This is a genomic window from Halomonas stenophila, assembly GCF_014192275.1.
In the GTDB taxonomy this organism is placed as follows: Bacteria; Pseudomonadota; Gammaproteobacteria; order Pseudomonadales; family Halomonadaceae; genus Halomonas; species Halomonas stenophila.
Map to the genome: position 1 here is coordinate 84,760 of NZ_JACHXR010000012.1, position 23,956 is coordinate 108,715.

At 72.1% G+C, this 23,956-nt stretch carries 18 protein-coding genes; all 18 read left to right on the forward strand.

Features of this window, described 5'->3' with window-relative positions; all coding sequences use genetic code 11:
- Positions 1-77 precede the first annotated feature (77 nt).
- Positions 78-1,301 carry an EAL domain-containing response regulator gene (locus tag FHR97_RS16620; RefSeq protein WP_183384918.1) on the forward strand — a complete coding sequence of 408 codons (1,224 nt, stop codon included), beginning with the start codon at positions 78-80 and terminating at the stop codon, positions 1,299-1,301.
- Between the two features lie 340 nt (positions 1,302-1,641).
- The gene (gene tssB / locus FHR97_RS16625; RefSeq protein ID WP_183384919.1) at positions 1,642-2,148 is read left to right on the forward strand and encodes a type VI secretion system contractile sheath small subunit; all 507 of its coding nucleotides are present in this window, start codon (positions 1,642-1,644) and stop codon (positions 2,146-2,148) included.
- 31 nt (positions 2,149-2,179) lie between these two features.
- Positions 2,180-3,661, forward strand: coding sequence for a type VI secretion system contractile sheath large subunit (gene tssC, locus FHR97_RS16630; protein ID WP_183384920.1), 1,482 nt, complete (start codon positions 2,180-2,182; stop codon positions 3,659-3,661).
- 4 nt (positions 3,662-3,665) lie between these two features.
- Positions 3,666-4,100, forward strand: coding sequence for a type VI secretion system baseplate subunit TssE (tssE, locus tag FHR97_RS16635; protein ID WP_183384921.1), 435 nt, complete (start codon positions 3,666-3,668; stop codon positions 4,098-4,100).
- A 7-nt stretch (positions 4,101-4,107) separates the two neighbouring features.
- The gene (gene tssF / locus FHR97_RS16640; RefSeq protein ID WP_183384922.1) at positions 4,108-5,871 is read left to right on the forward strand and encodes a type VI secretion system baseplate subunit TssF; all 1,764 of its coding nucleotides are present in this window, start codon (positions 4,108-4,110) and stop codon (positions 5,869-5,871) included.
- Positions 5,835-6,854, forward strand: coding sequence for a type VI secretion system baseplate subunit TssG (gene tssG / locus FHR97_RS16645; protein ID WP_183384923.1), 1,020 nt, complete (start codon positions 5,835-5,837; stop codon positions 6,852-6,854). Before tssF ends, tssG begins: the two co-directional genes overlap by 37 nt.
- 7 nt (positions 6,855-6,861) lie before the next feature.
- Complete coding sequence (gene tagH, locus FHR97_RS16650; protein ID WP_183384924.1) at positions 6,862-8,184, forward strand: type VI secretion system-associated FHA domain protein TagH; 1,323 nt, start codon at positions 6,862-6,864, stop codon at positions 8,182-8,184.
- The gene (tssJ, locus tag FHR97_RS16655; protein ID WP_183384925.1) at positions 8,181-8,738 is read left to right on the forward strand and encodes a type VI secretion system lipoprotein TssJ; all 558 of its coding nucleotides are present in this window, start codon (positions 8,181-8,183) and stop codon (positions 8,736-8,738) included. Before tagH ends, tssJ begins: the two co-directional genes overlap by 4 nt.
- The gene (gene tssK / locus FHR97_RS16660) at positions 8,738-10,072 is read left to right on the forward strand and encodes a type VI secretion system baseplate subunit TssK (protein ID WP_183384926.1); all 1,335 of its coding nucleotides are present in this window, start codon (positions 8,738-8,740) and stop codon (positions 10,070-10,072) included. Before tssJ ends, tssK begins: the two co-directional genes overlap by 1 nt.
- A gap of 3 nt (positions 10,073-10,075) precedes the next feature.
- The gene (gene icmH, locus FHR97_RS16665; protein ID WP_183384927.1) at positions 10,076-10,888 is read left to right on the forward strand and encodes a type IVB secretion system protein IcmH/DotU; all 813 of its coding nucleotides are present in this window, start codon (positions 10,076-10,078) and stop codon (positions 10,886-10,888) included.
- Positions 10,889-10,917: 29 nt separating this feature from the next.
- Complete coding sequence (tssH, locus tag FHR97_RS16670; protein ID WP_183384928.1) at positions 10,918-13,530, forward strand: type VI secretion system ATPase TssH; 2,613 nt, start codon at positions 10,918-10,920, stop codon at positions 13,528-13,530.
- A gap of 1 nt (position 13,531) precedes the next feature.
- The gene (locus FHR97_RS16675; RefSeq protein ID WP_343065618.1) at positions 13,532-15,124 is read left to right on the forward strand and encodes a sigma-54 interaction domain-containing protein; all 1,593 of its coding nucleotides are present in this window, start codon (positions 13,532-13,534) and stop codon (positions 15,122-15,124) included.
- Complete coding sequence (gene vasI, locus FHR97_RS16680) at positions 15,121-15,798, forward strand: type VI secretion system-associated protein VasI (protein WP_183384929.1); 678 nt, start codon at positions 15,121-15,123, stop codon at positions 15,796-15,798. The genes FHR97_RS16675 and vasI overlap by 4 nt, the downstream gene beginning before the upstream one ends.
- Before the next feature lie 11 nt (positions 15,799-15,809).
- Entirely contained in the window at positions 15,810-17,240 is a 1,431-nt protein-coding gene (tssA, locus tag FHR97_RS16685) for a type VI secretion system protein TssA (protein ID WP_183384930.1), read from the forward strand.
- Between the two features lie 46 nt (positions 17,241-17,286).
- Positions 17,287-20,940 (forward strand): type VI secretion system membrane subunit TssM, encoded by a 3,654-nt coding sequence (tssM, locus tag FHR97_RS16690; protein ID WP_183384931.1) that lies wholly within the window; start codon positions 17,287-17,289, stop codon positions 20,938-20,940.
- Positions 20,924-21,538: a GNAT family N-acetyltransferase gene (locus tag FHR97_RS16695; RefSeq protein ID WP_183384932.1), complete on the forward strand. Its 615-nt coding sequence runs from the start codon at positions 20,924-20,926 to the stop codon at positions 21,536-21,538. Before tssM ends, FHR97_RS16695 begins: the two co-directional genes overlap by 17 nt.
- Positions 21,539-21,569: 31 nt before the next feature.
- Positions 21,570-21,857, forward strand: a complete 288-nt coding sequence (locus FHR97_RS16700) for a type VI secretion system PAAR protein (protein WP_183384933.1) — start codon at positions 21,570-21,572, stop codon at positions 21,855-21,857.
- 1 nt (position 21,858) lies between these two features.
- Positions 21,859-23,907 (forward strand): type VI secretion system Vgr family protein, encoded by a 2,049-nt coding sequence (locus FHR97_RS16705; RefSeq protein WP_183384934.1) that lies wholly within the window; start codon positions 21,859-21,861, stop codon positions 23,905-23,907.
- Positions 23,908-23,956: the final 49 nt, after the last annotated feature.

The window sequence follows — 23,956 nt, forward strand, 5'->3', positions numbered from 1 at the left end:
GTCGATCACGTGGGCTCTCGGGTCGGGAGGCGGCGGGACTGATACGCTAAGCGTATCGTCTATCGGAAGTCGTGCTGATGAATGAGTCCTCCCCTCATGCCCTGGCGGTACTGCTCGAGGACGATCCGGATGCCGCCGCCGCCCTGGCGGTCCAGTTGCGGGTGCTGGGGGTGGAGACGCGCTACTGCCGGCATTCCCACCACCTGGTCGGCGAGGTGCTGGCCAAGGCGCCACAGCTCGTCGTCATGGGGCTGGCGTTCGGCGAGCAGGACGGCATCGCGATGCTGCGCCGGCTCGCCGAGTGCCGCTATCGGGGACGGGTCCTGCTGCTCAGCGGCGTCGAGCGCAAGGTGGCGCGCATCGCCGAGCGGCTGGGCGAGGCCCTGGGGCTCAACATGCTGCGCTCCCTGGACAAGCCCATGCGGCTCGGCGAGCTGCGCGAATGCCTGGAGGGCCTGGAGGGGGAGGCGAGCCCCGGGCCGCCCGAGATCCGGCCGCCGTTCTTCCACCAGGAGGAGCTGGAACTGGCCTTCGCCCGCCAGGAGCTGATCCTCCACTACCAGCCCCAGTTCGACCTGGAGACCCGACGGCTGTCCGGCGTCGAGGCCCTGGTGCGCTGGAACCATCCCGAGGCGGGCCTGCTGGTGCCCGGCGACTTCCTGCCGCTGCTGACCCCGGCCCAGAGCCGCTTGCTGACCCGTCGCGTGCTGCAGCTGGCCATGGCCGATGCCGCTCGCTGGCGTGAGGCCGGTCTCAACCTGTCGCTGTCGATGAACGTCACCCCCGATGACCTGATGTGCCAGGAACTGGTCGCCCTGGTCCGCGAGGGCTGGCATTCGGCCGGCGGGGCGCCGCTGGTGCTGGAGATCACCGAGACCGCCTCCATGGAGGACGAACTGCTCAGCAGCGAGGTGGCGGCCCGCCTGCACCTCACCGGGCTGGAGGTCTCGGTGGACGACTTCGGCGTGGGGTTCTCGTCCCTGGCGCGCCTGCAGCTGCTGCCGATCAGCGAGCTCAAGGTCGACCGCAGCTTCGTCAGTCGCCTCCATGAGGACCTGCAGGATGCCGCCATCGTCGAGGCCGTGGCGCTGCTCGGGCGGCGGCTGGGCATCCGGGTGGTCGCCGAGGGCGTCGAGGACCTGGCCTGCCTGGCGGCCCTGGAGCGTTACGGCTGCACCCACGTGCAGGGGTTCGGCCTGGCCCGGCCGATGCCGAGCGAGGGCATCATGGCCCTGGCCAACACAGAATCGCCCCTGGAGCGGGCATCGGGGCGTAGTTCCACCGATAGCGCTTGTAAGTGAAAGCAGGTTTCTTGTGTAGGAAATATCCTACATTACCGATGTTTGATGGCATCGGCGTGAGTCTTTTTCCTGACGTTTGCCGTTGATGGCGCCTTTTGGTGCATTATCTTCATTCCCCTTCGCCGAGCGCCCCGGTCTGGCGCGCCCGGACCCCCGTCGGGGCTGCCCCACGAGTCTCATTCGAGTTGGTACCCTCGCGCCCACATTCGGCAATGCCACGGACGGCCGTCCTGACCGGTCGTCCGCATGCCGCATCGCCTGCGCCCGACAGGGCACGGCTCCGAGAAATGGGCCGGCCACAGGGGCGTTGCGCCGTTATCCGCAGGGAGGAAGCTCGAAGATGGCCAAAGAAGGGTCCGTTGCGCCGAAGGAGCGCATCAACATCAAGTACGTGCCCGCCACCGGGGACCAGCAAGCCGAGACCGAGCTGCCGCAGAAGCTGCTGGTGGTCGGCGACTTCAAGGGCGGCGCCGAGGAGACGCCGATCGAGGAGCGCGACGCCGTCTCGGTGGACAAGAACAACTTCCAGTCGGTGATGCGTGAGGCCGGCCTGGGGCTGCAGGCCAGCGTGCCCAATCGCCTGGAGGAAGAGGACGGGCAGGAGCTCTCCGTGGACCTGAGCTTCCAGTCGCTGGCGGATTTCGCCCCCGATAGCGTGGCGCGCCAGGTGCCCGAGCTGCGCAAGCTGGTCGAGCTGCGCGAGGCGCTGGTGGCCCTCAAGGGACCGCTGGGCAATGTGCCGGCCTTTCGCGAGCGCCTGCAGGCGCTGATCGAGAACCCCGAGGCTCGGGACCAGTTGCTGAGCGAGCTCGAACTGCTCGACTCCCCGTCCGCGGGCGATACCTGATCCCTTCACGCATGGAAGCGAGGCACCCCTCATGAGCGAATCCACCCAGTCCCAGGCGCCCGCCGCCGAGGCCCGCGCCGAGGAATCCCTGCTCGACCAGGTGATGGCCCAGACGCGCATGGCCCCCGCCGACGAAGGCTACGACGTGGCCAAGCAGGGCGTCGCCGCCTTCATCAGCGAGCTGCTGAAGAGCGACGATGGCCAGGCGCAGGTCAACAAGTCGGTCGTCGACCGGATGATCGTCGAGCTGGATCGCAAGATCGGCCACCAGGTCGACGAGATCCTCCACGACCCGGGCTTCCAGCATCTCGAGTCGGCCTGGCGGGGCCTGAAGCTGCTGGTCGATCGCACCGACTTTCGCGAGAACATCAAGCTCAACGTCCTCCACGCCACCAAGGAGGAGTTGCTCGAGGACTTCGAGTTCGCCCCGGAGATCAGCCAGAGCGGCCTCTACCAGCACGTCTATGCGGCCGAGTACGGCCAGTTCGGCGGCGAGCCGGTGGCGGCGATGATCGGCCATTACGATTTCACGCCCTCGACCCCCGACATCAAGCTGCTGCAGTACACCGCCTCGGTGGGGGCCATGTCCCATGCGCCCTTCCTGTCCTCGGTGGCGCCGAGCTTCTTCGGCATCGACAGCTTCGAGGAGCTGCCCAACATCAAGGACTTCAAGGCGATCTTCGAGGGCCCCAAGTACGCCCGCTGGCGCAGCCTGCGCGAGTCCGAGGATTCCCGCTACCTGGGCCTCACCGCGCCGCGCTTCCTGCTGCGCATGCCCTACGACCCGGTCGAGAACCCGGTCAAGTCCTTCCACTACGAGGAGTCGGTCAGCGAGAGCCACGACCACTACCTGTGGGGCAATACCGCCTACCTGCTCGCCGAGCGTCTCAACGACAGCTTCGCCAGGTATCGCTGGTGCCCGAACATCATCGGGCCGCAGAGCGGTGGGGCGGTCGAGAACCTGCCGGTGCACACCTACGAGGCGCTGGGGCAGCTGCAGAGCAAGATTCCCACCGAGGTGCTGGTCACCGACCGGCGGGAATTCGAGATGGCCGAGGAGGGCTTCATCTCGCTGACCATGCGCAAGGGCAGCGACAACGCCGCCTTCTTCTCCGCCAACTCGGTGCAGAAGCCCAGGAGCTTCCCCAACACCCCCGAGGGACGCGAGGCCGAGACCAACTTCAAGCTCGGCACCCAGCTGCCCTACGTGTTCATCGTCAATCGCCTGGCCCACTACATCAAGGTGCTGCAGCGCGAGCAGATCGGCTCCTGGAAGGAGCGCCAGGACCTGGAGCGCGAGCTCAACACCTGGATCCGCCAGTACGTCGCCGACCAGGAGAACCCCCCGGCCGACGTGCGCAGTCGCCGTCCGCTGCGCGCCGCCTCGGTGCAGGTCTCGGACGTCGAGGGCGACCCGGGCTGGTATCGCGTCTCGCTGGCGGTCCGCCCGCACTTCAAGTACATGGGCGCCAACTTCGAGCTGTCGCTGGTGGGACGCCTCGACAAGGACTGACGCCATGACCGCCTTCAGGGATCGCGGCGGGCGTCCCGGCGCACGGCTCTTCGAGCGCCTGTCGGCACCGGAGCGCCCGGTGCCGGAGGGCGAGCGGGCGCTGGAGGCCACCCTGGTCTCCATCAAGCGCCACCTGGTCGACCTGCTCAACAGCCACCCGGGGCACAGCGAGTGTGCCCCGGCGCTGGGCCTGCTGGACTTCAACGACGCCACGCTGGGCGTGCTCGACCTCGAGCTCAAGGTCGAACGCGCCATCCGCGAGTGCATCGAGCGCTACGAGCCGCGGGTCCGGCGCGTGCGGGTCGAGACCCAGCCCAACGACGGTGACCCGCTGCAGTTGCGCTTCCAGGTCCAGGCCACCCTGGAGCTGGGGCGCGAGGCCACCGAGACCACCATCGACCTGTTGCTCAACGACAAGCGCTACCAGTGCGTGAACTGAGGCCATCATGCTGAACCGCTACTACCGGGACGAGCTCGACTTCCTGAAGCGCCAGGGCCGCGAGTTTGCCGAGGGCAATCCCGGCCTCAGCCGCTTCCTCGCCGAGCAGAGCACCGACCCCGACGTCGAGCGCCTGCTCGAGGGGTTCGCCTTCCTGTCCGGGCGGCTGCGCGAGAAGGTCGACGACGAGTTCCCCGAGCTCACCCACGCGCTGATCGGCATGCTGTGGCCCAACTACCTGCGCCCGGTGCCGAGCATGACGGTGGTGCAGTTCGCCCCCCACTGGCACGGCCTGAGCGGCGCCCAGGCGGTGCCCCGCGGCACCTCCCTGGCCAGCCGCGAGGTCGAGGGCACGGCCTGCACCTTTCGCACCTGCCATGAGCTGACGCTCTACCCCCTGGCCCACGACGGGGTCACCGCCCGCCACTCCCGGGAGGCCTCGGTGGTCGAGCTCGACCTGGCGGTGCACAGCGACCAGCCCCTGGATGCCCTGGGGGTCACCGACCTGCGCCTGCACCTGGGCGGCAGCGGCTACACGGCCCGCACCCTCTACCTGTGGCTCAACCACTACCTGGCCGGCCTCGAGCTCGAGGTCGACGGCCAGCGGCTGCCGCTGCCCGCTCGCCTGCTGGCGCCGGTGGGCTTCGCCGCCGAGGACGCCCTGCTGCCGTACCCGCGCAACGTCTACCAGGGCTATCGCATCCTGCAGGAGTACCTGTGCTTCCCCGAGGCCTTCCAGTTCTTCGACCTCGAGGGCCTGGGCGACTACCTGCCGTCGCGCCCGGCCGAGCGGCTGACCCTGCGCTTCACCTTCACCCGCACCCTGCCGGCGGATGCCCGGGTGGGGGACGAGAGCCTGGCGCTCTACTGCACCCCGGCGATCAACCTCTTCGCCCATGACGCCGACCCGGTGGACTTGAGCGGCGAGCGCAGCGAGTACCGCATCCGCCCCAGCAGCCGCTTCCCCGCCCACTACGAGGTGTTCAGCGTCGACGAGGTCGCGGGCTGGCTGGAGAGCGAGGCCGGGCGCATCCGCGGCGAGCCGCGCCGCTACGTGCCCTTCGAGAGCTTCGAGCACCAGGTCGAGCGCGACCGGGGGCGCCAGGCGCTCTACTACCGGGTGCGGGTCCGCGACAGCCTGCGCGGCGACGGCTTCGACCACGATATCGCCTTCGTGCGCGGCGACGAGCAGGCCTGCCTGGGCCTGCGCGAGACCATCTCGCTGCGCCTGACCTGCTCCAACCGCGAGCTGCCGGAACGGCTGACCATCGGCGACGTCTGCCGGCCCACCGAGGACAGCCCGGCCTTCGCCGGCTTTCGCAACATCACCCGGCCGACCCCGGCGATGCGCCCGACCCTCGACGGCAGCCTGCTGTGGACGCTGATCTCCAACCTGTCGCTCAACTACCTGTCGCTGCTCGACCGCGATGCGCTGCGCTCGGTGCTGCGCGTCTACGACTTCCGCGCGCTGGTCGACCGCCAGGCCGAGCGCATCGCCCAGCAGCGCCTGGCGGGCATCGTCGACATCCAGACCCAGCCGGTGGACCGGTTGTATCGGGGCCTGCCGGTACGCGGCCTGCGCTCCGAGATGACCCTGGACCAGGAGGCCTTCGGCGACGAGGGCAGCCTCTTCCTGTTCGCCAGCGTGCTGTCCCGGTTCTTCTCGCTGTACGCCAGCATCAACTCCTTCCACGAGTTGCACGTCACCAACCTCCACAACCGCGAGCGCTACGCATGGACCTTGCAGTCGGGCCAGCAGCCCCTGATGTAGCGCTGGCACCCCTGGTCGACGGGGCCCGACGCTACGATTTCTACCAGCTGGTCGAGCTGCTCCACCGGCACCACGGCGACGACCTCGAGGGCGATCGCGAGGCCGACCCGAGCGCCGAGCGCGTGCGTTTCCAGGCCTCCGCCTCGCTGGGCTTCCCGGGCAGCGACGTGGTCGACCTCGCCTCCCGCGAGACCGGGCGCTACGCCCTGCGCGTCAGCTTCCTGGGGCTGCAGGGGGCCCAGTCGCCGCTGCCGGGCTACTACCTGGAGGCGATGGCCCATGCCGATGCCCATCGCGAGGGCGCGGCCGGCGACTTCCTCGACCTGTTCAACCACCGGCTGCTGTCGCTGCTGCACCGCGGCTGGCGCAAGTACCGCCACCACGTGCGCTACCAGGACGGCGCCGAGGACGGCTTCTCGGCGGCGGTCTTCGCCCTGGTCGGGCTGGCCGACGAGCGGCTGCGCGGCGAGACGTCGATCAACTGGAGCAAGATGCTGGCCTATGCCGGCCTGCTGGCCGGTCGTTCGCGCTCGCCGGACGTGGTGGCGGGCATCGTCGGCCACTGCTTCGACCTCGACGGGGTCGAGGTCGAGCCCTGGGTGCTGCGCCGGGTCGAGATCCCGGCGGACCAGCGCAGCCGCACCGGCCTGGCCTGCGCCACCCTGGGCCAGGACATGGTCGCCGGCAGCCGGGTCGCCGACATCAGCGGCAAGTTCGCGCTGTGCCTGCGCGGCCTGGATCTGGCGCGCTTCCGCGACTTCCTGCCCGACGGCCGCGACCACCAGGCGCTGCGCACCCTGGTCGACTTCGTGCTGCGCGAACCCCTGGCCTATGACCTGGAACTCGAGCTGCTGGAGAGCGAGGTCCGCCCCATGCGGCTGGGCGAGGGCGGCAGCTGCCAGCTGGGCTGGACGACCTTCGTCCTGCCCGAGGCCGACGCGGCGCCTCGGCGGCGCCGCGTCCGCATACAGATGACACGGTGAACCTCCCATGAACACGACGCCCACGCAGCAGGCCATCACCCTGGTGGTCATCAACAGTGAACGGCTCGAGGGCCGCTCCACCAGCAGTCACGTGTTCCGCTCGCCCGGCGGCAGCCTGGGCAGCGCCACGGCCGACGACTGGCTGCTGCAGGACCACGCCGGCCGGGTGCGGCCGGGGCATGCCGAGATCCAGCGCCTCGACGGGCGCTTCTGCCTGGTCGACCGTTGCGGCCAGACCTTCGTCAACCGCGCGACCCTGCCGATCGGCCGGGAGCGCCGGGTGGCGCTGCGCGACGGCGACGAGCTGCAGGTCGGGGAATACCGGCTGCGCGTGCACCTGGGCGACCGCCAGGCCGACAGCGCCGGCGTGCAGCCCCTGGCGACCCTGGTGGACGAGGAGCACGAGCGACTCGACGCCGCCGAGGCGCCGCCGGCCACGGCGCTCGCCCCGACGCCCCAGCAGGACCCGCTGGCGGCGCTGGGCGACGCCTCGCCGGCCCACCGCCACCAGGACCCCCTGGCCGCCCTGGCCGACGACGAGGTCGCCGACGAGGACGACCCCCACGGCCTGCTCGAAGCCCTGGACGGCCGGGGCGAGCCATTGCCCGCCCCGGCGGCACCGCTGAACCGACGATACGAGGACCCGCACATGGACGAACGGTTGTTGAACGATCTGGAACGCTCGGTCGGCGAGCAGCTCGAGGAACGCTGGCAGGAGCCGGCCGCGGGCGGGGAGGTCGGCCATATCGGCGCCTCGCCGCTGCTCACCACCCTGGGCGGCGAACTGCGCTTTCGCGACAGCGCCGAGCAGCACGCCTTCCTCGAGGAGGCCGGGCGAACCCTGCGGGCCACCATGGAAGGGCTGCTGGCGCTGCACCAGGCCCATGACGGCAGCCGCTATCCGCTGCGCGACCGCCGCCTGCAACCCATCGAGGACAACCCGCTGCGCCTCGGCCAGCCCTACGCCCAGACCCTGACCACGCTGTTCTCGGCCCAGCGCAGCCCGGTGCACCTCTCCGCCCCGGCGGCGGTGGCGGAGTGCCTGGAGCACCAGCAGCAGCACCAGGCCGCCGTCGAGGAGGCCATCGGCGACGCCCTGTCCGCGATCCTCGAGGCCTTCTCGCCGGACGCGCTGCTCAAGCGCTTCCATGCCTACCGCGGCGCCGGCCGGCAGGGCGAGGACGAGGGCGGCTGGGCCTGGGAGATGTACCGGCACTACTACCAGGAGCTCAACTCGGGCCGCCAGCAGGGCTTCGAGAAGCTGTTCTGGGAGGTCTTCGAGCAGGGCTACGACCAGTCGCTGCGCCGCCAGCAGCGGGAGGGCGCATGACGCCTCGTGCCGCCCGGGCCGTGACCCTGAGCCGTCGCCTGGTCGTCGGGCTGTCGCTGCTGCTGGCGCTGGGCGGCTGCGCCTCGACCTTCGAGGCCGCCGGCAAGACCTACCAGGTGGTGCGCGATCCCGCCATTCCGGTGGGCTACCCGGAGGACCGACCGTCGCGGGTCGATCTCAGCATGCTCGCCGCCGGCGACGTCAATCCCAACGGCGAGGGGGAGGGCGCGCCGCTGCGCTTCCAGGTCCTGCAGCTCAAGGACGACTCCATGCTGATGGCGGCCGACCATCGCCAGCTGCGCGACGACCTGGAGGAGGCACTGGGCACCAACTACCTGGCCCATGACGACTTCACCCTGCTGCCCGGCCAGTTCAAGTTCTACGAGCCCTTCGAGGTCGAGGAGGACACCCGCTACATCGGCATCATCGCCTTCTATGCCGAGCCGGATCAGGCGCAGTGGAAGAAGGTCGTGCGCATCGACGACCGCGGCCGGGACTATCACCTGCTGGTGCACCTGCACGAGCACGAGGCCGCGCTGCGGAAGGAGACCTGATGGCCAGTCGCAACCGAGTGGTATGGAGCGAGGGGCTGTTCATCAAGCCCCAGCACTTCCAGCAGCAGCAGCGCAGCCTGGAAGGCCTGATCGACAGCCGCCTGCGCGGCGTCGGCGGCCATCTGCACGGCTTCCTGTCGCTGGAGCTCAACGCCGAGTACCTGAGCTTCGGGCGCATCGCCCTGAGCCGCGCCAGCGGCGTGATGCCCGACGGCACCGCCTTCCAGCTGCCCGACGACGACCTCGAGCCCCAGCCGCTGGAGATCAGCGATGCCTCGATCACCAACCAGGTGGTCTACCTGGGCGTGCCGCTGGCCACCGACGGGGTCGCCGAGGTCGGCCGGGAGGCCGCGGGGCTGCCCTCGCGCTACCGGGCCGCGTCCCGCGGGGTACGCGACCTGCACTCCTCGGACGGCGACCTGGCCGATCTCGAGCTGGCGCGGGTCGCCCCGCGGCTGCTGCTCGAGAACGAGGACCGCAGTGCCTATGCCTGCCTGGCCGTGGCGCGCATCCTCGAGCGGCGCCCGGACGGCAGCCTGGTGCTCGACGAGGGCTTCCTGCCGACCCTGCTCAACGTCCAGGCCGCGCCGGTGCTGCAGCGCTTCGTCGGCGAGATGGCCGGGCTGATGCGCGAGCGGGCCCGCAACCTGGCCCAGCGCCTGGCCACCCCCAGCCAGACCGGGGTGGCCGATGTCGCCGACTTCATGCTGCTGGAGTCGCTCAACCGCGCCCAGCCGCGCTTCCAGCACCTGGCCCGGCTCGGCCACCTGCACCCCGAGCGGCTCTACGCCAGCATGCTCGAGACCTGCAGCGAGCTGACCACCTTCACCGGGGAATCGCGGCTGCCGCCGGAGTACCCGGCCTATGACCACGACCATCCCGAGGCCGCCTTCCGGCCGCTGATGCAGAGCCTGCGCCAGTCGCTGTCCACGGTGCTCGAGCCCCGGGCGTTGGCCATCCAGCTGCAGTCCCGGCGCTTCGGCCTCAAGGTGGCGACGCTGGCCGACCTCAGCCTGCTCGACGACGCCGACTTCATCCTCGCGGTGCGCGCCGACCTGCCGCCGGAGCGGCTGCGCAAGCTGTTCGTGCAGCAGACCAAGGTGGCCAGCGTCGAGCGCATCCGCGACCTCATCAGCCTGCAGCTGCCGGGCATCCCCCTCGAGCCGCTGCCGGTGGCGCCGCGCCAGCTGCCCTACCATGCCGGCTACACCTATTTCCGCCTCGACCGGCACAGCGAGGCCTGGAGCATGCTGCGCGGGGCCAGCGGCTTCGCCTTCCATGTCGCCGGCGACTTCCCGGGGCTGGAAATGCAGTTCTGGGCGATCAGGAGCTAAGCCATGAACGAACTCGCCACCCGCGACGACGCCCGGCGCCACGAGGACAGCATCGATGTCCAGGGCCTGGAGCGACTGATCCACAGCCATGCCGGCCACCTGGATGCCGACGAGGACTACTGGTTCCGGCTGCGCGGCCACAGCCTCAACCCGCTGGTGGATGCCGCCAGCTCGCTGCTGGGCATGGTGGTCCGGGTCCGCCAGCTCGACCGGCTCGACGACATCGAGCGCCTCTACCGCCAGGTGGTCGACGAGATCGCCGCCATCGAGGTCGAGCTGACCGAGCAGGGCTACGACCGGCCGACCCTGCTGGCCTACCGCTATGTGCTGTGCTCCTTCATCGACGAGGCGGTGATGAGCACCGACTGGGGGCAGCAGAGCGAGTGGGCGGGCCACTCCCTGCTGACGCGCTTCCACAACGAGACCTGGGGCGGCGAGAAGGTCTTCTCGATCCTCGCCCGGCTGCGCCAGGAGCCCCGCCGCTATCGCGACATGCTGGCCTTCATCTACCTCTGCCTGTGCCTGGGCTTCGAGGGCCGCTACCGGGTCATGCCGCACGGCCGCGAGGAGTACGAGCAGATCCTGCGCGAGCTCGGCGACCAGTTGGCGGCCCTCGACGAGCCCGGCGAGGAGGGCCTGACCCGCCCGCTGGACAACGTGGTCACCGCCCCGCGCCGCCAGGGCGACGGCCTGCCGCTGTGGGGCATCGTCGCGCTCTTCGCCCTGGCCCTGGCGACGGTCTACGCCGGCCTGGCGTGGTCGCTGGATACCCAGGCCGACCAGGTCGGCCGGCTGCTGGAACGGATCATCAACTAGCCATCGACGGCAACACCGAGGGAGAGACCATGCTCAGGGTAGAGCTACCGGCACTGATCGACCGACTCAACGCCATCGCCCGCCAGGGGCTCGAGGCGGCCGCGGCGCTGTGCGCCGAGCAGCAGGCCCCCGAGGTCGGCGCCTCCCACCTGCTGCTGGCGTTCGTCGACCAGCCGCTGTGCGATGTGCGGGTGCTGCTCGACGGCGAGGGCATCGCGCTTGCCGAGCTGCGCCGCGCGCTGGCCGAGGACGCCCGGCCGCCCCGCGACCTGGAGGTCACCACGCCGAGCTTCTCGCCGCTGCTGGTCGAGCTGCTGCAGGATGCCTGGCTGCTGGCGAGCACCGAGCTCGACCACCGCGCGCTGCGCAGCGGGGTGATCCTCACCGCGTTGCTGCACCATGCCGGGCGCTACCTGGGCCCGCGCGGCGAGCGGCTGCTGGCCGGCATCAACCGCGAGCGCCTGCGTCGCGACTTCGCCCGGCTGACCCGCGACTCCGCCGAGGCCGCGGTGCCCGGCGCCGAGGCCGAGGGCCAGGCCGCGGCGCGCGGCGCCGGCGGCGACGACGGCGCCCTGGCGCGCTTCGCCACCTCGCTCACCGAGCAGGCCCGCCGCGGCGAGTTCGACCCGGTGCTGTGCCGCGACCCGGAGATCGACCAGATGCTTGACATCCTCGGTCGCCGGCGCAAGAACAATCCCATCGTGGTGGGGGAGGCCGGGGTCGGCAAGAGCGCCGTGGTCGAGGGGCTGGCCTCGCGCATCGTCGAGGGCCGGGTGCCCGCGGCGCTGGCCGGCGTGGAGCTGGTGTCGCTGGATCTCGGCGCCCTGCAGGCCGGCGCCTCGGTCAAGGGCGAGTTCGAGAAGCGCCTCAAGGCGGTGATCGAGGAGGTCAAGCAGGCCGCCACCCCGACGCTGCTGTTCATCGACGAGGCGCATACCCTGATCGGCGCCGGCAACCCGGAGGGCGGCGCCGACGCCGCCAACCTGCTCAAGCCGGCGCTGGCCCGGGGCGAGCTGCGCACCATCGCCGCCACCACCTGGCGCGAGTACAAGAAGCACGTCGAGAAGGACCCGGCGCTGTCGCGGCGCTTCCAGCCCATCGCCCTGGGCGAGCCCAGCGTCGAGGAGGCGCTGGTCATCCTGCGCGGCCTGCGTGACGTCTACGAGGCGACCCACGGCGTGCTGATCGGCGACAGCGGCCTGCGCGCCGCCGCGGAGCTCTCGGCCCGCTACCTGGCCGGCCGCCAGCTGCCCGACAAGGCCATCGACGTGCTCGACACCGCCTGCACCCGGCTCGCCCAGGCCCTGGACACCCCGCCGCGGCGGCTCAGCCACCTCAACAGCGAGCACCTGGCCGCCTGGCGCGAGCGCGACCAGCTCGATCGCGAGGCGCTGCTGGGGCGAACCCCCGAGGCCGGTCGCCTGGATGCCCTGGACGCGCGCCTGGCGCGGCTGGGCGAGGAACTGGGAACCCTGGAGACGGCCTGGGGCGAGCAGCGCGACTGCGTCGAGGCGATCGTCGGGCTGCATCGCGAGCTGCTCGACGGCGAGGACGAGGATCTCGAGCGCCGCGACCGGCAGGCGGCGAGCCTGGCCGACCACGAGGCGCGCCTCGCCGAGCTGCAGCACGAGTTCGCCCTGGTCAACGCCAGCGTCGAGGAGGCCCAGGTCGCCCAGGTCATCGGCGACTGGACCGGCGTGCCGGTGGAGCGCATGACCCGCGATGAGCTGTCGCGGCTGACCGAGCTGCCCGAGGCGCTGGGCCGGCTGATCAAGGGCCAGGACCTGGCCATCGAGCGCCTGCACCGCCACCTGCTCACCGCCCGCGCCGACCTGCGCCGTCCCGGTCGCCCGCTGGGCGCCTTCCTGCTGGTCGGCCCCAGTGGCGTGGGCAAGACCGAGACCGTGGTGCAGATCGCCGAGAGCCTCTACGGCGGGCGGCAGTTCCTGACCACCATCAACATGTCCGAGTACCAGGAGAAGCACACCGTCTCCCGGCTGATCGGCTCGCCGCCCGGCTACGTGGGCTTCGGCGAGGGCGGCCTGCTGACCGAGGCGATCCGCCAGCGGCCCTACTCGGTGGTGCTGCTCGACGAGGTCGAGAAGGCCCACCCGGACGTGCTCAACCTCTTCTACCAGGCCTTCGACAAGGGCGAGCTGGCCGACGGCGAAGGGCGCGCCATCGACTGTCGCAACGTGCTGTTCTTCATGACCTCGAACCTGGGCCATGACGCCATCGTGCGCCACGCCGACGACCGCGCGGCGATGGACGCGGCCCTCTACCCGGTGCTGGCCGAGTTCTTCCGGCCGGCGCTGCTGGCGCGCATGGAGGTGGTGCCCTACCTGCCGCTGTCCCGGGACATCCTCCACGCCATCGTCGGCGCCAAGCTCGAGACCCTGGCCGGGCGCATCCGCGAGCGCCACCGCGAGGCCGAGGTGGTGCTCGACCCGGCCCTGGCCGAGGCCATCTGCGCCCGGGCCACGCGCAGCGAGAACGGGGCGCGGATGCTCGAGTCGGTGATCGACGGCGAGCTGCTGCCGCCGGTCTCGCGGGCGCTGCTCGAGCGGATGGCGCGCCGCGAGCCGGTGACCCGGGTGACCCTGGGCGTCGACGGACATGACTTCGCCGCGGAGGTGGCATGACGTGAGCAGGGATGGCGTGCTGCACGGGGGAGGAGCGACCGCGGCGGGCCCGGCGCTGGCCGGCATGGGCGAGGCGCTGCGGCTGGTCGAGAGCGCCACGCCGGCCGAGCTGCGTCGGCGCGGCGTCGCGCTGCTGGGCGATGCCCAGGGCCTGCCCTGGGTGCGCTGTCTCGCCCTGGATGCCAGCGGTCGCTGGCTGGGCGACGACGACAGGTCGCGGCTGGCCTGCGACGACTTCCGCCACCCCTATGCTCACGCCATCCGCCGCGGCGAGCGCCTGGCCCTGGGACTCGGCGAGGCCCGCTCGCGGCTGGATCACGAGGCCTTCCAGGAGACGGTCGCCGGGCTGCCCGCGGCCTGGCGCCTGGTGGTGCAGCCGCTGCGCGCCCGCGACGGGCAGCGCGAGTGGCTCGGGGTGCTGGCCCTGGCCGGCCCGGCCGACGAGCTCGAGCCGCTGCTGGCCAGCGCCGACTTCCAGGCCTTCGAGACGCTGTGGTGCCACCTCTGGGCCTGGCAGGTCCGCCAGCACGACGAGCGCCAGCACCAGGCGTTGCTGCGCGACTCCCTGGCCAAGCTCAACGACGGGGCCCGACGGCGCGGCCTCAGCGAGCGGCTGGGGCGCGACATCCGCGGTGGCTCGCCGGCCATCCGCGCGCTGCGCGACCAACTGGTGCGCGCCGCCGAGACCCACCTGGCCGTGCTGCTGCAGGGCGAGACCGGCACCGGCAAGGACCTGGTGGCCCGCGGCATCCACGAGGTCTCGTCGCGGGCCGAGGGGCCCTTCATGGCGATCAACTGCGCGGCGATTCCCGAGAGCCTGCTGGAGTCCGAGCTCTTCGGCCATGCCCGGGGCGCCTTCTCCGGCGCCGACCGGGCGCGGGAGGGACTGCTCGGCCAGGCCGACGGCGGCACCCTGTTCCTCGACGAGATCGGCGACATGCCGCTGGCCCTGCAGGCCAAGTTGCTGCGCGTGCTGGAGAGCGGCCGCTACCGGCCGCTGGGGGCCAGCGAGGAGCGCCGCGTCGACCTGCGCCTGGTGGCGGCCACCCACCAGCCCTTGCATCGCCGCATCCGCGAGGGGGCCTTCCGCGCCGACCTCTACTACCGGCTCGGCCAGTTCCCGCTGGCGCTGCCCGCCCTGCGCGAGCGCCGCGAGGACATCCCCGAGCTGGCGCTGGCCTTCATCGCCGACTTCTGCCGGCGCGAGGGCCGCGAGGACATCGGCCTGGGCCGCGCCGCCCTGCGCGCCCTCGGCGAGCGGGACTATCCCGGCAACGTGCGCGAGCTCAAGAACCTCATCGACTATGCCTGTGCCATGACCCGCGACGGCGAGGACATCGTCCCCGAGGCGCTGCCGCCGGCCGGCCTGCCCCGGGAGCCCGGCGAGGCGGCGGGCGCCGAGGCCGCGCCGCCGCGGGGGGCCAGCGAGGAGGTCGCCGACCTGCGCCGGGCGCTGCGCGACTACGAGGCGACGCTGATTCGCCAGCGCCTGGACCGCTTCGACGGCAACCGCTCCCTGGCGGCCGAGAGCCTCGGTCTGCCCAAGCGGACCCTGGCCCACAAGTGCCGACAGCTGCAACTGGATACCCCATGATCGCGACCCTGACGACACGCCATGCCCCCACGACGGGCACCCCGGGCCGCTGGCTGCTGGCCGGCCTGGCGATTGCCCTGCTGGCCGGCGCCCCGACCGTCCAGGCCGAGGACTCGCGTCTCGCCGAGGCCCGGGCCTGTGCCGCGCAGAGCTCCCGGCTGGCGCGGCTGCAATGCTACGACGCCCTGTTCCGTGACCACCCGGACGCGGCGCAGGAGCAGGACCCGCGCTCGCCGCTGTGGCAGGACGTGGCCGCCCAGGAGGCCGAGCGGGCCGCCGACGATGTCGGCCTGCTGGTCCGCGAGACCCCGGATACCGTGCTGATGAGCGCCCCGGCGCTGGGCACGGTGCCGCCCCGGCCGCTGCTGGTGATCAGCTGCGACGACGCCATCACCCGCTTCCAGCTGCACCTCAGCGAGCCGCTGGAGGCCCCGCGGGCGCCGCTGCGGCTGCAGGGGGCGGGCGTCGCGCTGGACCAGACCTGGCGGGTGCTGGATGCCGGCCACGTGCTCAGCGGCGGCCGCGGCCTGCCGGCCATCGCCACCCTGAAACGCCTGCTGGGCACCGAGCAACTGACCCTGGCCAGCGAGCGGCCCGCCATCGACGGCCTGCGCTTCGACGTGAGCGGGCTGCGCTCGGCGGTCGCCCCGCTGCGCGCCATGTGCCGCTGGTAACGAGGATCCCCATGCGAATCACCCAGGACGCCCAGCTCGAGCCCCTGCTGGCCCCCCTGGCCGACGGCGTCGGCCGGCCGGTGACCGACACCGAGGCCTTCGCCTGGCTCGACGAGGAGATGATGAAGGTCGGCTCGCTGCAGCACGGCGAGGTCGACTGGCCGGGGGCCGAGGCCCGGGCCGCGGGGCTGCTCGCCGACACCGGCAAGGACCTGCGCGTGCTCGGCCACCTGCTGCACTGCCTGCAGCAGGGCGGCGACGCGGTGCGCTTCGCGCTGTCGCTCGCGCTGCTCGACGGCGCCCTCGCGCGCTGGTGGGAGACGGCCTACCCCTATGCCGGGGCGCGCGGCAAGCGGGCCCGGCCGAAGCTCTTCCAGCAGTTCACCCAGCGCGCGGTGACACTGGCCGGCGCGCTCGACTTCCAGGGCGCCGCCGAGGAGCACCAGGCCTGCCGGGACGCGCTGGCGCGGCTGCGTGGCCGGGTCGCCGAGCAGGCGCTGCCGGACCCGGCGCTGGAGGAGCTCGCGCGGCTGCTGGACAAGGCGACGCCGGCGGCGGCGAATCCCGCCCCGGCCACCCCCGCCCCGGCATCGTCTGCGGGCGGCGAGGGCCCGCGAGGGGCGCCCGCCGAGACGGCCGCGACGGCGCCCCGGGCGCCGGAGGCCCGCCTCGAGGCCGGCAACGAGCGGGGCAACCGCCAGGCGCTGCTCAAGATGGCGGAATTCCTCAACGACCAGTCGCCGGGCGAGGCGCTGGGCTACCGGCTGCGACGCCACGCCATCTGGCACACCATCCAGGGCCTGCCGATGACCCGCGACGGCCAGCGCACCGAACTGGCGCCGGTGTCCGCCGACCGCGCCGCGGAGTACCGCGAGGCCGCCGGCGGGCGGCCGACCCTCGCGGACTGGCAGCGCATCGAGAACAGCCTGGCGCTCGCCCCCTACTGGCTCGAGGGCCACCGGCTGAGCGCCGAGATGGCCGGCAAGCTGGAGCATCCGCGCTGCGCCGAGGCGATCCGCGACGAGGCCGAGCGCTTCCTGGCCCGGCTGCCGGGACTGGAGGCGCTGACCTTCAGCGATGGCAGCGCCTTCCTCGACCCGGCCACCCGGGCCTGGCTCGAGGCACGCCCCGGCGCCGGGGCGCCACCGGCCGGGGGCGGCGGCGACACCTGGCAGGCGGGCCTGGAGACCGCCCGGGAACGGCTGGCGGAGGAGGGGCTGGCCGCCGCGCTGGCGGTCCTCGACGAGGGCCTGGCGGCGGCGCACTCGCCGCGGGAGAGCGTCTACTGGCGCCTGGCCAGCGCCGACCTGCTGCACGAGGCCGGCCTCGCCGCCCTGGCCCGGCAGCACTATCAGGCACTGCACGACGCCGTGACACCGCTCGAGCTCGATCGCTGGGAGCCGGCCCTGCCGGCCCGGCTGGCATCGGCGCTCGAGACGTGAGGCACGGCGACGCAAAAGAATCGACAGGGACGAGGGAGCAAGGCTCATGTGGAGACGAGTGAAGGCCGGCCTGGCCCGCTGGATGCCCGGGATGTCCCGGGCGGAGAGCCAGCTCAACCAGGCACGGGGACACGCCAACCGGGCGAGGGGACTGAAGCGCCTGGGCGTATGGCTGTGGGCCGCCCTGGTGGTGGCCCTGCTGGTGGCGATCTGGTGGCTGGGGCCGCAGTGGCAGGCCTTCGGCGCTCGGCCGCTGGGGCCCTGGGTCAACCGCCTGCTGGCCAGCCTGGCGCTGGCCGGGGTGGTCGCGGTGGTGTGGGGCATTCGCCTGGCGCGGCGCCTGCGCACCCTCGACGAGCAGCGCCGCCACGACGAGCAGCGCCAGCTCGACCCGGTGCTCGGCCAGCTCGAGCGCCAGGAGGAGAGCCTGGAGGCCACCCTCGAGGAGCTCACCGAGAGCCTCGGCGGCGGCGCCAACGCCCGCTACAAGCTGCCCTGGTACCTGGTGATGGGCGTGGAGAACGCCGGCAAGACCAGCCTGATCAACCGCTCGGGGCAGAACTTCGCCCTGACCCACGTGATGAAGGCCTCCGGCCAGGGCAAGCGCGGCCGGCTGGGCTTCGACTGGTGGATCGGCGACAAGGCGGTGCTGATCGATCCCGACGGCGAGCTGCTGACCCAGGGCGCGCTGCAGGGCGGCGAACCGGCGGAACTCGAGAGCCGGCTGTGGAACCACTTCGTCGACTGGCTGGGGCGGCATCGTGACCGTCGTCCGCTGGACGGGGTGGTGCTGGTGCTCGACCTGGCCCGGCTCAGCGACGCCCAGGTGGCGGTGCGCAAGGCCTACGCCTCGCTGCTGCGGGCGCGGCTGCGCGAGCTGATGGAGCGCCATGGCAGCCGGCTGCCGGTCTACGTGACCTTCAGCAAGATGGACCTGCTGCACGGCTTCGACGACTTCTTCCGCCACCATTCCCGGGCCGCTCGCCGGGCGCCGCTGGGCTTCACCTTCTCGCCGGCCTCCCTCGACAAGCCCGGCCGCTGGGAACTCGAGTTCGCCGAGGCCTACGACGGCATGCTCGAGCGGCTCAACCAGAGCCTGCCCGGTCTGCTCGCCGAGTGCCGCGACCGCGAGGAACGCGAGGCGGTGTTCCGCTTCGTGCGCCAGCTCGCCGGCCTGCGCGACGTGCTGCTGGGCTTCCTCGGCGAGGCGCTGTCCAGCGATCGCTTCTCCACCGCGGCGCTGGTGCGCGGCGCCTACTTCACCTCGGTCTACCAGCAGGGCGTGCCGGAGGATCCCTTCGTCGACGCCGCCGCGCGGCGCTACGGCATGACCGACGGCGTGCAGCCGGCGCACCGGGCGGCGCGCTCGGCGCTCTACTTCACCGAGGAGCTGTTCGAGCGGATCATCTATCCCGAGTCGGGGCTAGCCGGCGACAATGCCCGCGCGGCGCGCCACCGTCGGCGCGTGCGGCGCGTCGCTGGCCTGGCCTGCCTGTTCGTCGGCGCGGCCATGGTCGGCGGCTGGTACCACTTCTACCAGAAGAACGCCCAGGCCCTGGTCGCGGTGGAGGACAAGGCCGAGGCCTTCCTCGCCGTGCGGCCGGGCCAGTGGCACAGCGACGACCCCACCGGCCATGGGCTGCTCGAGCCGCTGGACCGCCTGCTGGACGCCACCCTGGAATTCGGCGATTACCGCTCGCGGCCCTGGCTGCTGGCCGACATGGGCCTCTACCAGGGCCACGAGCTGGGCGTCGAGGTCGACAACGCCTACCTGCAGCTGCTCGAGCGGCAGTTCCTGCCGGTGCTGATGATCGGCATCATGGATGACATGAACCGTGCGCCGGACGGCAGCAACGACAAGCTGGCGCTGCTGCGCATCCTGCGCATGATGGCCGACGCCAGTGGTCGCCAGCCCGAGCGGGTGCATGCCTTCATGGCGGACCGCTGGCAGGAGGCCTTTCCCGGTCAGGGTGATGTCCAGCGCCGGCTGCTCGGCCACCTCGACTATTCCCTGGCCTACACCGACCTCGCCGGCCATGCCGCGGACGGCGACCTCGCGGCCCGCGAGGCCATGGCACCGCTGCAGGGCAGCATCGAGGCGGCCCAGCAGGAACTCGCCCGTCAGCCCATGGCCGAGCGGGTCTATGCCACCCTCAAGGCCGGCAGCGTGCGGCGCAGCGGCGCCCGGCTCGACCTGCGCGCGAGCGTCGGCCCGGCCTTCAGCCTGGTGTTCATGGCCCGCGACGACGACCCCGAGCGGGTGCGCATCCCCGGGCTGCTCACCCGGGACGGCTTCGAGGGCTACTTCCTCGACCGGCTGGAGCAGGCCACCGAGCTGGCGCTGATCGACACCTGGGTGCTCGGCCAGCGCGACGATGTCGACTTCAGCGCGGCCGACCGGCGTCGCCTGCAGGAGGCGCTTCGCGAGCGCTACGCCAGCGACTATCACGTCACCTGGCGCGAGGCGCTGGCCGACATCCGCCTGGTGCCGCTGCCCGATATCCACCAGGCGGTGCTGGTCGCCGACGGCCTGCTCGGGGCGAGCCGGCCCCTCGACCGCCTGCTCGGCGAAGTCGCCGAGCAGACAGAGCTCTACCCGGAGCTGCCGGAGGACGACGCGGCCGCCCAGGAGGCGCTGCAGCGCTCGCCACGCTACCGCCTGGCCAGCGAGATCGCCCGCCACTTCGCCCCGCTCCACGAACTGACCGAGACCCGCGGCGACAACCCCTCGAACCTCGACGAGATCAAGGCGGCGGTCGCCGAGCTGCGCGACTACCTGCGCCGGGTCGACGAGGCCGGGGATCGCGGCCAGAGCGCCTTCGAGGTGGCCCGTGACCGCCTCTCGCTGCAGGGCGGCGACCCCATCGCGCGGCTCAAGCGCATCGCCGAGGACACCCCGGCGCCGGTGGGCGGGATGCTCGAGAGCCTGGCCGACCAGAGCTGGCAGCTGCTGATGGCCAGCGCGGTGCGCCATCTCGAGCGCCAGTGGATGGACGAGGTCGTGGCGCCCTTCCAGCAGCGCCTGGCCGGTCGCTACCCGCTGGCCCCCCAGGCCTCCCGGGAGGTGGCGCTGGCCGACTTCGAGGCCTTCTTCGCCCCGGACGGCATCCTCGATACCTTCTACCAGCGCAACCTCAAGCCCTTCATCGAGGGCGCGCCTCAGGCCCTGCGCACCCGTGGAGGCGACGCGCTGCTGCGGCGTGGGGTGATGGAGGCCATGCAACGCGCCGAGCGCATCCGCGAGGCCTACTTGAACCGCGATGGCGTGCTCGACGTGGCCTTCAGCCTCGAGCCGCTGAGCCTGAGCGCCGACAAGCGGCGCGGGGTGATCAGCGTCGACGGCCAGCTGATCGACTATGCCCACGGCGTCAGCCGCCGGGTGCCGATGATCTGGCCCAACGGCCTGCGCGACAGCAACGAGAGCCGGATCACCCTGGTGCCGAGCGAGGTCAATCGCTCGCCGCGCAGCCTGCGCCGGGACGGCCCCTGGGCCTGGTTCCGCCTGCTCGACGAGGCCCAGCTGACCGGGGCGGGAGAGCGCGAGCTGGAGCTCCGCTTCCAGATCGACGGCGGCAGCATGCGCTACCGCCTCACCGCCGAGGGGCCGCGCAACCCCTTCACCCGGTCCCTGGTGGCGGGCTTCCGCCTGCCCACCGCCCTGTATGCCGAAGGAGAGCGTGACGATGCTGGCGACGCTTAAACGCTGGATGGGCGCGGGCCAGACCGTGCCGAGCGCCGAGCCCGCCGTCGTCGCACCGCGGGAGGCCGCGGTGCCGGCGCTGGCCGCGGCCGGCGAGGCCGACATTCCCCTGCTGCTCGAGGCGGCCCGGCGCGCCGAGGCCGAGGGGCTCTCGCCCTGGGTGCTGCGCGACGAGGCCCGCCTGGAGACCCTGCGCCGCTCGCTGGAGTTCGTGGTCCACCGGGGCCTCTGGCTGCAGCGCGAGGCGGGCCAGGTCGCCCATTGGCAGGGCCGGCTGCTGGCGCTGCGCCATGGCGACGGGCCGGTGCTCGGCATGCTGCTGGTCTGCCGGCGCGACGACGAGGCCGCCTGGCAGCTGCGCTTCTTCTTCATCGCCCCGGAATGGCAGGGCCGCGGCCACGGCGCCCGCCTGCTGCTGGCTGCGCGCCGCGAGCTGCGGGGCACCCCGCTGCAGACCCGGCTGCCGCTGGCCGGGGCCGTCCCGGCCAGCCTCGAGGCGGCGGGCTTCCGGCGCATGCACGTGGACGCCGGCGGGGTGGCCAGCTTCGAGGCCCCGGCGCAGTGGAACGATCAACGCGAACGCATGCGCGGCGCCTGAGCGGCGACGCGCATCAGCAGGAGGACGACGCATGGGACGCAAGTTCGTATTGCTGGGGGATCTCGGCACCGACCACGAGGGCTTTCCCCCCACGCCGGTGACCGCCGGCAGCCCCACGGTGATGATCGACGGCAAGCCCGTGGCCCGCCAGGGCGACCCCCTGGCGCCCCACGACAAGCCGGACCACGGCACCCACCCGCGCGCCATCGCCGGCGGCTCGGGCAGCATCCTGGTCGACGGCAAGCCGGTGGCGCTCACCGGCCATGCCGTGGACTGCGGCGGCGTGGTGATCGGCAGTGCCAGCGGGGAGGGCAGCTGACATGGCCGACCGCAGCGGACTGCAGTTCACCCTGAGCCTGGCGGGCGTTTCCCAGGCACCGGGCGAGACCGAGCTGGCGGTGATCGACTTCACCCAGGAGGAGGCGCTCTCTTCGCCCTTCCACCTGCGGGTGCGCTTCGCCAGCCGCTCGCCGGATCTCTCGCCGGAGGCGCTGCTCGACCGCCCGGCGAGCCTCACCGTGTGGCAGGACGGCGTGGCCCAGCGCCGGGTCCACGGCATCGTCGCCGAGTTCGGCCGCGGCGACCGCGGCCATCGCCGCAGCCACTACGAGGCGGTCATCCGCCCCTCGCTGTGGCGCCTCTCGCTGCGCCAGAACTCGCGGATCTTCCAGCGCGTCTCGCCGCTGACGATCCTCAACACCCTGTGCGAGGAGCGCGGCCTGCGTGATGTGGCCTTCGCGGTGACCCGCGAGCCTGAGGAACGCGAGTACTGCGTGCAGTACCGCGAGACCGACCTGGCATTCATCGAGCGGCTGGCCGCCGAAGAGGGGCTCTTCTACTTCCATGAATTCGAGGATGCCGATCTCGGCGCCCACCGGCTGGTGTTCGCCGACGACCCCCAGGTGCTCACCGGGCTCGGCGAACGCACCTATCACCATCGCGCCGGCGGCAGCGCGCCCAAGCGCCACCTGCGCCGGCTGACCCAGACCGCCCGGGTGCGCCCGGCCCGCGCCCAGCTCAAGGACTACAGCTTCAAGCAGCCGGCCTATGGCCAGCTTCATGATCACCAGGGCCAGCGACTGGAGCAGCACAGCCAGCGCGAGGACTACGAGCACTACGACTACCCGGGTCGCTACAAGGCCGACGCCTCGGGCCAGGCCTTCACCCGCCACCGCCTGGAGCACCTGCGCCACGACGCCCTGACCCTCGACGGCGAGAGCGACCTGCCCGAGCTGGCCCCGGGCACCCGCTTCAGCCTGGCCGATCATGATGTCGGCGATTTCAATCGCGGCTGGCAGGTCATCGGGGTGGTCCACGAGGGCGAGCAGCCCCAGGCCCTGGAAGAGGATGCCGTGCAGGCGGACGGCATGACGCGCTATCACAATCGGCTCTCGCTGACCCCGGACGACACCGCCTGGCGGCCCGCGCCCCGGCCCAAGCCGCGAGTCGACGGCCCCCAGGTGGCCTTCGTGGTCGGCCCCGAGGGCGAGGAGATCCACTGCGACGAGCACGGCCGGGTGCGCTGCCAGTTCCCCTGGGACCGCTACGCGGCGCCGGACGAGACGGCCAGCGCCTGGCTGCGCGTCAGCCAGGGCTGGGCCGGGGGCGGCTACGGCATGATGGCGATCCCGCGCATCGGCCACGAGGTGATCGTCTCCTTCCTGGAGGGCGACCCGGACCAGCCGCTGATCACCGGGCGCACCTACCATGCCGTGAATACGCCGCCGTACTCGCTGCCGGAGCACAAGACGCGTACCGTGATCCGCACCCAGACCCACCAGGGCGAGGGCTTCAACGAGTTGCGCTTCGAGGACCAGCACGACCAGGAACAGATCTGGCTGCACGCCCAGAAGGACCTGGAACTGCTGACCGAGAACGACCGCACCGAGGAGATCCGCCGCGACAGCCACCTCAAGGTCAAGCGCGACCGCATCGGCGAGCTCGACCGCGACGGCCACCTCACCGTGCACGGCGAGCGGCGCACCCGGGTCGACGGCGACGACCACCTCAGCGTGGGCCAGACCCGCCACGAGAAGATCGGCCGCGCCCAGCTCGTCGAGGCCGGCAGCGAGGTGCACCACAAGGCCGGCATGAAGGTGGTGATCGAGGCCGGCGCCGAGATCACCCTCAAGGCCGGCGGCAGCTTCGTGAAGCTCGACCCCTCCGGGGTGACCATCGTCGGCCCGAGCGTGAAGATCAACTCCGGCGGCAGCCCCGGCTCGGGCACCGGGCAGAGCGCCCAGGCGCCGATATTGCCGGGGGAGGTCGAGCCCGCCCCGCAGTTCACGCCGATCAAGGCGCCGCAGCATGCTGCTCTGTTGCAGCAGCAGGCGCTGTGCCCAGTCTGCGAATCCGGCAGCAATGGATGATCGGCCATGAGTAAGGGGTGGACTGCGGACGGATCTTCTTGGGGCCTTG